This is a genomic window from Streptomyces sp. NPDC054883 (assembly GCF_053610645.1).
The window spans coordinates 74,184-83,978 of record NZ_JBSGYT010000034.1 but is presented as its reverse complement, the minus strand read 5'-3'; the positions used below and the strand labels follow the sequence as shown (position 1 = coordinate 83,978).

The 9,795-nt window shown below is 67.9% G+C and carries 7 protein-coding genes and 2 pseudogenes; 6 read left to right on the top strand and 3 right to left on the bottom strand.

Annotation, left to right across the window (positions count from 1 at the left end; translation table 11 throughout):
* Positions 1–870 precede the first annotated feature (870 nt).
* The 3 genes from ACWGH1_RS23885 (at position 871) to ACWGH1_RS23875 (ending at position 4,346) form a co-directional block, all read left to right on the top strand.
* Positions 871–1,002: a hypothetical protein gene (locus ACWGH1_RS23885; protein WP_453353687.1), complete on the top strand. Its 132-nt coding sequence runs from the start codon at positions 871–873 to the stop codon at positions 1,000–1,002.
* 222 nt (positions 1,003–1,224) lie between these two features.
* On the top strand, positions 1,225–1,452 hold the full coding sequence (locus ACWGH1_RS23880) for a DUF397 domain-containing protein (RefSeq protein WP_453353686.1): 228 nt from the start codon (positions 1,225–1,227) through the stop codon (positions 1,450–1,452).
* A 617-nt stretch (positions 1,453–2,069) separates the two neighbouring features.
* A complete protein-coding gene (locus tag ACWGH1_RS23875; RefSeq protein WP_453353689.1) occupies positions 2,070–4,346 on the top strand; it encodes a trehalose-6-phosphate synthase in 2,277 nt (758 codons plus the stop codon).
* Positions 4,347–4,383: 37 nt separating this feature from the next.
* Here the strand turns inward: ACWGH1_RS23875 and ACWGH1_RS23870 are convergent.
* Positions 4,384–5,201, bottom strand: a pseudogene (locus tag ACWGH1_RS23870) (IS5 family transposase).
* A gap of 251 nt (positions 5,202–5,452) precedes the next feature.
* Here ACWGH1_RS23870 and ACWGH1_RS23865 point away from each other — a divergent pair.
* Positions 5,453–6,292: an SMI1/KNR4 family protein gene (locus ACWGH1_RS23865; RefSeq protein WP_453353685.1), complete on the top strand. Its 840-nt coding sequence runs from the start codon at positions 5,453–5,455 to the stop codon at positions 6,290–6,292.
* 23 nt (positions 6,293–6,315) lie between these two features.
* Here the strand turns inward: ACWGH1_RS23865 and ACWGH1_RS23860 are convergent.
* Positions 6,316–6,579, bottom strand: a pseudogene (locus ACWGH1_RS23860) (NF041680 family putative transposase); the annotation flags it as partial.
* A gap of 55 nt (positions 6,580–6,634) precedes the next feature.
* Positions 6,635–7,285: a helix-turn-helix domain-containing protein gene (locus ACWGH1_RS23855; protein ID WP_453353688.1), complete on the bottom strand. Its 651-nt coding sequence runs from the start codon at positions 7,283–7,285 to the stop codon at positions 6,635–6,637.
* A gap of 525 nt (positions 7,286–7,810) precedes the next feature.
* On the opposite strand from ACWGH1_RS23855, the gene ACWGH1_RS23850 reads away from it, so the two are divergent.
* Positions 7,811–8,746 (top strand): hypothetical protein, encoded by a 936-nt coding sequence (locus tag ACWGH1_RS23850; protein WP_453353684.1) that lies wholly within the window; start codon positions 7,811–7,813, stop codon positions 8,744–8,746.
* Positions 8,747–8,968: 222 nt separating this feature from the next.
* Positions 8,969–9,304, top strand: coding sequence for a transposase (locus ACWGH1_RS23845; protein WP_453353683.1), 336 nt, complete (start codon positions 8,969–8,971; stop codon positions 9,302–9,304).
* Positions 9,305–9,795: the final 491 nt, after the last annotated feature.

The window sequence follows — 9,795 nt, the reverse complement described above, 5'->3', positions numbered from 1 at the left end:
GTTTCCGCCGACCCGGCCAAGATGCTGCCGGGAGTGCGGGGATCGCAGTTGCTTGACCGGAGACCACCTCACTATCGATGTCCTGCGGTACCCGGATACAACTACTTCACCCGGGCGATCCTGATGGCGTTCGTTCCTCCGCTCTTCCCTCTTGATCAACTACTCACTTACAGGGACTGCGTACTGCCGGTGATGCGGTACTGCTCTACTGCGAACTGCTCGGTGGCCTGCGGTAGCGCCACGCTTCCGGCAGCCAGCCCCGTCGCCCATCGTGCGTCTGCTCTGGCTTGGAACCCCACTGCCGGACTTCCCGGTGCGCGCGCTCGCAGCCGACGCCTTCACCGAGGGTGTTGCCGATACTGATTCCACTGCGGTACTGCGAACTGCACTGCGTTTGCTGCGGGTCCTGCTCATGGCGGCCCCTGATCACTGCGGGCCACCCGGTCCGACTGCCAGTCCCGTCGCCGTCCTGCACAAACCTGGCTCCGAAACTCCGCCGCCGTACCGTCCTACGGGTACTGCAACTGCGGGTACTGCGTACTGCTGCCCGGCAGTTCATTCCTGCCGGGCCCTTCGGCCTTGCTGGTTACGAGAGAAACCATAACCACACCACCGCCCAATGTCTACTCCGGCCAACTCAGGTTTTTGCGCGTTCGGCGGAGAGGTAATCGGACTCGAACAGTCACGGGAAGCAGACGCACGCACGGCAGGAGCCGGGTAGGCGGTAGGCGGCCACGGGCCGGGTACAAGCACCGAGCAGGGAGGGCGGGAGACTGGCGATCGACAGACCGGAGGCTGCCTTCATGGAGACGATGAGCGTGAACGTCGCGACCGGGCGTTCGACGACGTCCGTCGCCGACGCACGCCAACATGCGCACCCCCGACCTGAACGGCGGCACCAGAGGCTTCGGCTGGCCCATGGTCAACCGCCTCACCCACACCACCCAAATCGCCCATCGGCCCACCGGCGGCAAAACCGTCAGCGCCCACCTCACCCAATAGCCCAAAAGGTGGCGCCGGCCGTCATCCCGGGGCAGGACGCGAACCGCCGGGGCGACGGGCCGGTGCCCGCGGGTGTGCCCGCGAGCCGGGCTTTGGGCTCAGGTGTGAACGGCTGACGCCGCGAGGCCGTCGCCCGAGCGGACCCCGCTGTCTGGCACCGGCCGACGCCTGCGCACAGGCTGGCCCGCGGAAAGAAACCGCACTCGCAAGGAGGGCCACACGATGACCGCCGAATCTTTCGACCCCTACCGCACTGACCTCACCCGCACCGCCTGGCACAAGAGCAGCCACAGCACCGCCGGGCAAACGTGCGTCGAAGTGGCGTTCCTCGACGGCGGCGCCGTCGCCCTGCGCGACTCCAAGGACACCAGGCGCCCCGCCCTGGTATTCACCCCCGCCGAATGGTCCGCGTTCACCGCCGGCGTCCGCGACGGCGAGTTCGACCGGTAGGGCCCCAGCCCGGGCAACCCGCCGTTTCAGTCGGCACGTCGGTCAGCCAGCGGGCCCCGGTCGTCAGGCGCTGTGGGGGTTTTCCTTCGCAGGGTTCGCGGCGGCCCATTCGGGATGGCACACGGCGCAGCCGCAGGAAACGGGTGAGTGAAATTGCTCCGCCCTGCGAGAGACAGGGAGCCAGAACTGGCACACATTGGGCGTCGCTGCTGCGCTCGGGGCTCCTTGCAACCAGTGCTTCAAGGCCCAGTAGCTTCGACACCCGCTGTCGCCCCGCTGCTGTTATGGAGGTGCCGTGCCCCCGGCTGACCCTGTCATTGACGGACTCGTGACTGCCGCCCGCTGTGTTCCCGACGATCTGGTCACAACGCTTGTGGGGAGCGATGACCTTCGTACAGCCAGGCTCGGGCAGGCAATCCGGGAGCTCCGCAGCAGTGAGGCTCATCCGGGCCGCTCCGTGGGACCGGACGGGCCGGCCGTCATCGATCCGGTGACGCACGACCCGGCCTGGTGAGTCGCTCTTGACGGACGGCGAGCGCGACGGTTCCCGGTCGGTGCGCTGCGAGGGTGCAGTGCTGCGTCGCTGCGGAGGTAACGCCGAATTGGAGCGAGCTTCGATGGATGGAGAGGCGGCTGCGGCCAGGGTGCTCGTAGCGGACTTGGACGGGACTCTATTGGGCGGATCGACGTGTGAGAGGCGGCGCCTGCTGGAGGTGCTCGAGCGGCATCCCGACATCGTGGTCGTTTTCGCAACCGGGCGGAGCCTGGATTCGGTTCGCGCGCTCCTGCGTGATGACGCTCTTGTGCCCTCCCCCCGTTGGATCATCGGGGACGTCGGGGCGAGCGTCATCGACGGTGCGAGCATGACGCGTCTTGATGCTCTGGAGAAGCGGCTGCGGGCTGGCTGGCCTGGCACCGAGCGGGTCCGCGTGGCATTGAGGCGGTTTCCTCGGCTGGTGTACCAGGAGCATGTGCCCCAGGACGGCCGATGTTCCTTCTACCTGGCCCCGGAGGATCTCACCGTTGACCTCAAGGCTGCGGTGAGGGCACTGGGCTGCTCTTGGTCGTACGCCAATGATCGCTACTTCGACGTGCTGCCGGCCCGGGCCGGCAAGGGGCAGGCCCTGCGGTTGCTGGGCGACAGGCTCGGGTGGCATCGGCGGGCTTTGCTGGTGGCCGGCGATTCCCGCAACGACCTGTCACTGTTTCACCTGGGGACCAGTGCCGTGCTAGTGGGTAATGCTGAATCTGCGCTGGTCTCAGGGGTGTCCGCACGTACAGGGCTCTACCAATCTCCTCTGCCGGGCGCGGCGGCCGTGCTGGAGGCGATGGGGCGCTTGGGCTGGCTCAAACGACGGTCGGTAGTCATCGGCTACCACCGGCCGCCTGTGCGCTGGCACGAAGGCAGGTGGCAGACGCCCGCCAGCCCCAACGGGATCTTGCCCACTTTGCAGGCCGCTCTGGCCGATGAGCGCCTGGACGCCGTGTGGGCGGCCGCGCACGTCGGCGATGGGCCGCTGCCCGAACCGCCCGCGACCATTCCGGGCGGTCTGCCTCTGTCATTGCTGGCCGTGAGCCCGCAGCGGTGGGCCGGGTACTTCCACCGGGTATGCAAGGAAACCCTTTGGCCGGCCTTGGTGTCCCAACCGCATCTCATCGAGGACCGGCCCGAGTCCTGGGCGGACTACGAGGCGGTCAATGCCGCCTTCGCCCGTCACATCAGCTCTCTCGCCGCGCCGGGGGCGACGGTGTGGCTGCACGACTACAACCTTTGGCTCGTCTCCGGCATCCTCAAAGCCCACCGCCCCGATGTAACCGTCGGACTGTTCCACCACACCCCGTTCCCCCACCCGGATGTCTTCCACCGCATCCCCGCTGCCGGGCAGCTGCGCGACTCCCTGCGACAACTGGACTGGGCCGGTTTCCACACTCCCGACTGCGCCGACAACTTCCGCTACCTCCTCGGGGGTACCAGCGGTCCCGTGCCGCGGATCGGGGTTCATCCTCTCGGCATCGACGACCACGCCGTTGCCGCCCTCGCACGCACGCGTCGTCCCCGCGGCGCGGACGACGCCGTCCAGCTCGTCCTGTCGGTGGAACGGCTCGACTACGCCAAGGCGCCCGTGCACAAGATCCGCGCGCTGGCCAACCTGTTTCACCACCACCCTCGTCTGCAGCGACGGGTGCGATACCGCCTGATCTGCCCACCGCCGGAGGCGGGGATCCGCGCATACGACTCCACCCGTACCGAACTCGAACGATCCGTCATCGAGCTCAACGGCCGGTACGGCACATCCAGCTGGCAACCGGTCGATTACATTCCCCACAATCTGGGCTTCGCCGAGGTCGTCGACCACTATCTCGCGGCGGACGTGTTCTGGGTGGCGTCTCTCGCCGACGGAATGAACCTCACCGCCCAGGAATACATCGTGGCGCGCAGCGCGGCCGGCCGGCCGGGCGTTCTCGTCCTCTCCCGTCACGCGGGCGTCGCCCGACACTTGGCAGCAGCAGCGCTGCTGACCGACCCCTACGACCAGGCGGATCTCGAGCGGACCATGTACAGGGCGCTGACTATGACCGGCGAGCAGCGCACCGCGCACATGGACAACTTGGCAAACCTGCTGCACTTCCCCGCCCCCGTCCAGTGGGCACGCTCTGTCATCACCGCCATCCGTACACGGCCAGATGACTACGGCGAGGGGAAGGGCAGCGGCCGGCCCGGTGCGCCTGGATCTGGTGATCACACGTCATCGTCGGGCTGCTCAACCGGGCGTTCGGCAACAGCTGCGTCAACGACTGACCGCTCCGCCCCGAGGGCAAAGCCAGCCCTTCAGCGGGCACGCGGGACGTTGTATCCGACATTCTCCCCGGACGCCACGCCCCGTGCACCCTGACCGTGGGCTGATCGGGCTGCTCCTTCAAGGCCGTGTCCTATGTGGTGAGGCGGACGAACCGTTTGTAGCAGCACAGGGCGGGCGCGAGGCCGAGGGAGGCCGGGCGAGTTGCGGGAGTGGCGTTCGTAGCGGTGGTTGAGTCGGCGGTAGCCGGTCAGCCGGGACATGGTCCGCTCGATCACCCACCGGCGTCGCCCGAGTCGCTCTGATGACTCGATTCCCTTGCGGGCGATACGGGCGCCGATGCATTTGCCATGGAGCCATTTCCGCAGCTCAGGTATGTCATAGGCCTTGTCGGCATGCAGACGCTTGGGCTTGGAGTGGCGGCCGCGGTGGGAGTCGTGTCTCGTTGGTGACCGAGCACCATGGGCTTCAGTGCCTGGCTGTCGCGGGTGTGGGCGGCCGAGACGCCGACCATGAGGGGCAGTCCGGTTGCGCCCGACAGGATGTGCATCTTGGAGCCCGGCTTACCCCGGTCCACGGGGCTCGGCCCTGTAAGTTCGCCCCTTCTTTAGCGCGGACATGGGCGGAGTCGAGGACCGCTCGGGAGAGATCAAGAAGGCCCGCGTCGTCGAGCCGGTGCAAGATCTCCTCGTGTAGCCGACTCCAAACTCCTGCCCGCGACCAGATCAGGAACCGGCGGTGGGCAGTCGACTTCGATATCCCGAAGCAAGGTGGCAGAGCCCGCCAGGCGCAGCCGCTGACCAGCACGTAGATGATCGCCGCGAACAGCGTCTCATCAGGCGTGTCCTGGGTGCCGCCGCCCTGCGGCCGCACCCTGGACGGAGGGATCAGCGGCTCCGCGATCTCCCACAACCCGTCCGGAACAATCCAACTCCACGTACCCCGCCCCATACCGAGGCCAACGATGCCTCACCACATAGGACACGGTCTTAGCTTCTTCTTTATCTTCCGGCCGCGTAGAGGGGACGTCCGGAAGTTCGTGTATCCCCCTGTGTGACCTGCCAGGCACGGGTGTGGGCCTGCACAAGCACTCGTACGCCGACGCCACCCGGTCCCTCCAGCCTGCACTCGCGGCGTGAGCGCAGACCCGCCGCCTCCCCTGCCTGACAGCTCAAGGCCGCCTGCTCGATAGCCTCTCTCGTATGACGACGATCGACGACCTGGTTCGCCTGGTGCCACCGCCTGTGAACCCCATCGACGCGAGCGGTGACTGGCAGCAGATCGAGGCCGCCCTTGGCCTGGAGCTTCCCGCCGACTTCAAGTCCCTCATCGGGTACTACGGCCTGGGTCAGTTCGCAGACTTCGTCACGCCCCTGACACCCTTCGGCCCCCGTAACCTCCTGGTCCAGTCCGCACAGCGGCTCCTGGAGAACGAACGGTCGTTCCGCAAGGCGAACCCGGAGAAGTGTCCCTACCCCTACTATCCGGAGCCCGGTGGACTGCTGGAGTGGGCCGGAACCGACAACGGTGACCGGCTGTGCTGGCTGACCGACGGGCACCCGGATACCTGGACCGTCGTGGCCTGGAACCCGCGCGGGTGGTACTACGACGCCCACGACGTCAGCGCAGTCTCGTTCCTGCACGGCTGGCTGAGCGGACAGGTCAACACCACCGTCTTCCCCGCCAACGAGCATGTGACAGCTCCATGGTTCGAACCCCATCGCGAGCTCCAGCACGTCTACATCAGACTGACCGGCGGCGAGCGGACCTATCCCGAGCGCCTTCAGATCTTGCGTGAGGTGCTGTCCCCGACCGCCGACCGCGGCGGCTACGCCGACGAAGACGCGCGCCAGGACCACTTCGCTGCCACGAAGCTCGGCTGGAACCTCACCTATGAGACGGCCTACGGCCACCAGATCCGCGTCGCCTTCCCGTCCGAAGACGGAGATCAGGTTCGTACGACTCTCCTCGCAGCAGTCCACCGCATGGGCTGCGACGTGCTGTCCACGACAACGCACCGTGGACAACCTGTCTGGGACTGACCGAGGTCGACTGAGCTTGTTCTCTATCTTCCGTCCCGTTGTCGGTCTGCGAGGGTCAACTCGCGTTGGACGGTCTTGCCGACGTCATAGCGGGGTGTGGGGCACCGGTTCTTTGAGTCGGGCGGCCGTCCGGGGCCGGGGCCGGTGGGTTTGGGAAACCGGGCCGGGCAGAGGTATATGGGCGCGGATGTTCCTGGCCCCCCGGCGGACTCCAGCCGGGGTGAGCCGCTCGGGGGTGGCGGGTTCTCCCAGGGCCGGCGGAGGTCTGCGGCGAGAGGCCAAGCTAACGAGCTCGTGCATGGTTGGCGGTGGCACGTCGAAAGGTGCGGGTCGGCCTGGTGGTCACTGTGGCTGAACCGGCCCGCGGGTGGCGGCTGCTGGTGTGAGAGCAGTCCGGCGACGGCTTGGATCGTGTCGCTCATGTGCTCGCGGCGGCCGAGGTGCCGTGCGGGGGCTCGCCAGTTCTTGAGGTGTGCGATGCCGTGCTCGACACGGATACGGCGTGAGGAGTGTGCCTTGCGCTGGCGTTCGTGCATCTCTTCGCACCAGTCCGGTGGGTTCTTCTTGAACTTGCGGTGTGGTGGTGTCACGACGCCGCCGGCGGTTGGCGCCCAGGCCCTGGTAGCCGGCATCGCGAGGATCTCTAAGGGTCCGTTGGTCAGGTGCTTCTTGACCAGGCCCAACTGTCGGGCGTGGGTAATGTCGGCACAGCTTGCCGGAGATGAACTTGTCCCGGTCCTTGCGTCCCGCGGCCGGCCGCCGGACGCGGACCTCGGTGCCGTCGATGATCCCGGTCCGGCCGCCGGCGCCGAGGTGGTCGATGACCTCGGCGAGGGTGCGGAGACGGATGTCGGTGGCGATGGTGCAGCCTCGCTCGGCGAAGAGTGGCCGCACCTCGGCGATCGCCCGGGTGATGGTGGAGCGGTCGACGCCGAACCAGCAGGCCAGGAAGTCGTGAGTGGTTGCGTGGCGGAGGTGGACGAGCGTGGCCAGGAGCCGGTCGATGAAGACCAGCTGGTGCTTTGCCCCGGCGCCGACGGCCCGCTTCCGGGGCCTGGACTCCAGTCTCGCCCGGTGCCGTTCGTGTCATAACGGACCTACCTCGGCGACGACTTAGGTGATCACAGCGGCAGACAGCCCTGTGATCCTCTGATCGCCGATGATCGCTTCACGAGGCCCGTTCCCCACCACACGAACATGTTCAGGGATCAAGATCCAGCGTCGCACCGCCAACCATGCACGAGCTCGTAAGACCTGTCCCGTAACTGGTGGCTACGGGTGAGGTGGCTGAGTCCCCCCGAGTCGGTGACTTGTGTGCACAGTCCCTTTACATGGCGAGGCTGCACTCCTCGTGCTCGCTCACCGCACTGTGCGGGATGACTCGTCGTGGTGGTCTTTCGGTACTCAGTTGCCGCCCGTCGCCTCCCCCGGGTGGGGGAGGCGGATGCGTCCGGCGGGCGATGTGGCCGGGCGGGTAAGGCCGGAGGCTGGGTTTCTGCTGATGGAAGGGGAGTTTGGGTGGAGCGCTGGGATCGGATCGGGCGGCGCGCGGCGTATGGGGCGGCTCTGGCGATGTCGCCGTACTTGCTGATCAAAGTCTCGTGGGTGGTCGGCGCGCTGGTGGGCGTGCTGCCGATCGGTGCTGGGTTCGGCTTGGCGGAGTGGGTGGTGCTCAACACCGTCACGGTCGGTATGGCAGTGATCGGGATCGCTCTGGCGCTCGCTTTGGTGCGGCCGTGGGGGATGCGGATACCGGGGGCGCTGGTCGCGTTCTGTTCCTGGGTGGGATCGGGGTTCCTCGTCTCGGTGCTGCCTTTCGTTCTGTTCAGTGCGCTCCTGGGTGGCGGCTCACAGGAGGGTGGGGGCGGCGGCGATCCGGCCATGCCGGTCTGGGAGGGAGTGCTGGTCCAGTTCAGCTTCGTGGGGATGGGGCTCGGGTTGGCTCTCGCGGTCCCGGTGTATCTGCGGCGCCGCTGGCCGGATGCGTTCATCGGGCGCGTCGGTGACGGGCCGCGTACGGTGCGGCCGTGGGCAGTTGTCGTCGGTGCCGCGGTCGGACTGGTTTGGATCTACTGGGCGGTCGGCGGCACGGTGGGAATTGCCCACCCGGCCGAGCGGAACACCGACTGGTACGTGTTGGCAGCTGTTTGGGGGTTCTGGGCACTCGCCGGAGCGGCCGCCATCCGGGTGGTCGCCGGGGCACGTCCTGCCCGGTGGCCGCGCTGGCTCCCACTGGCGTTCGGGTGGGTCGGGTCGGGCTCACTGTTCGCGTGGAGCGCCTGGAAGCTGCCCCTCATGCTGTATGTAGCCATGACGGAGCCGGCCGATGTCACACTGCCGGAGAGCCCCACCGTCGTGGTGGCGGTGCATCTGTGCGCTGTGCTGGCAGGCGCGGCGATGATGCGGACCCTCGGGCGGCGAGCAGGGGAGGGAAGCGGGGCAAACCCGGCTTGACCAGCCCAACAGCCGCCCTCCGTGCCAGGCCCGGCAGGGCGGCACGTGTCAGGTGTCAGCACGAGGGCCCCCGCCCCGGGAGCTCGGGGCGCCTGGGGAGGGGTGTGCATCCCAGCCTTTTAAACGAGCCGCAGTAGAACCGGTTCCGCACCCGTCTGGCTGTGAGTCGGGCCGGCGGCCAGCCGGGACGTGCCCGGCAGGAAGGAAAACCGTTAAAGCGGTATGAACCAATCCGACGACCTCACCGACCAGGAATGGGACGCGGTCCGCGCCCTTCTGCCCCGCTGCGGGCCCGGCGGGACAGACTACCGGGCCATCGTCAACGGCATCCTGTGGCAACAAAGAGGCGGCCGCCGCTGGCACGACCTGCCCACCCGCTACGGACCCTGGCACCGCTGCGCGGAGCGCCTGCGCCTGTGGAACACCGACGGCACCTGGCAGAAGATTCTCGCCCTCCTCCTCACCGGCCGCCCCCTCCCCCGCGCCGACGACGCCGAAAGCCCCACAAACACGGGGAAACATGGCGCCGACGACTGGAACACTCCCTGGCTAACATAGGCGCCGAGCAGCAGGGGCTTTCAGGCGCTGCGGCGCACTACGAGACCGTGCTGCGGTCCTTCTACGACTTTCACCTGGACGCGGGCACCGGCCCGGTCATCAACCCGTTCCCCCTTGGACGAGAACGCCGTCGGCTGCCCGCCGCGGCCGGTCGGCCGGCCCGGTCCTCGACCGGCGGCCGGTACCGACCGTCGGTACCGGTGCGGGTGCCGCGTCGGATCCCGGATGCGCGGTTCGACGAGCTGTTCGCGGCACTGCGCCACAACCGCGATCGTGCCCTGCTGGAGTTTTGGGTATCCCACGGGGCGCGGGCGGAGGAACTGCTGACGTGTCGGCAACGGGATGCTCGGCCGGGTGAGCAGCTGTTGGGGGTGGTGCGGAAGGGAACGCGGGCGTATCAGCAGGTGCCGTCGTCCGCTGACGCGTTCGTGTGGCTGCGCCTGTGTCAGGAGGAGGCGTGGCAGGCGGGGGTCCCGCGGGGGCCCGGGCGC

Coding starts and splice junctions, on each gene's coding strand:
- ACWGH1_RS23885 (WP_453353687.1), top strand. CDS start 871: ATGCGCACCCCCGACCTGAACGGCGGCACCAGAGGCTTCGGCTGGCCC.
- ACWGH1_RS23880 (WP_453353686.1), top strand. CDS start 1,225: ATGACCGCCGAATCTTTCGACCCCTACCGCACTGACCTCACCCGCACC.
- ACWGH1_RS23875 (WP_453353689.1), top strand. CDS start 2,070: ATGGATGGAGAGGCGGCTGCGGCCAGGGTGCTCGTAGCGGACTTGGAC.
- ACWGH1_RS23865 (WP_453353685.1), top strand. CDS start 5,453: ATGACGACGATCGACGACCTGGTTCGCCTGGTGCCACCGCCTGTGAAC.
- ACWGH1_RS23845 (WP_453353683.1), top strand. CDS start 8,969: ATGAACCAATCCGACGACCTCACCGACCAGGAATGGGACGCGGTCCGC.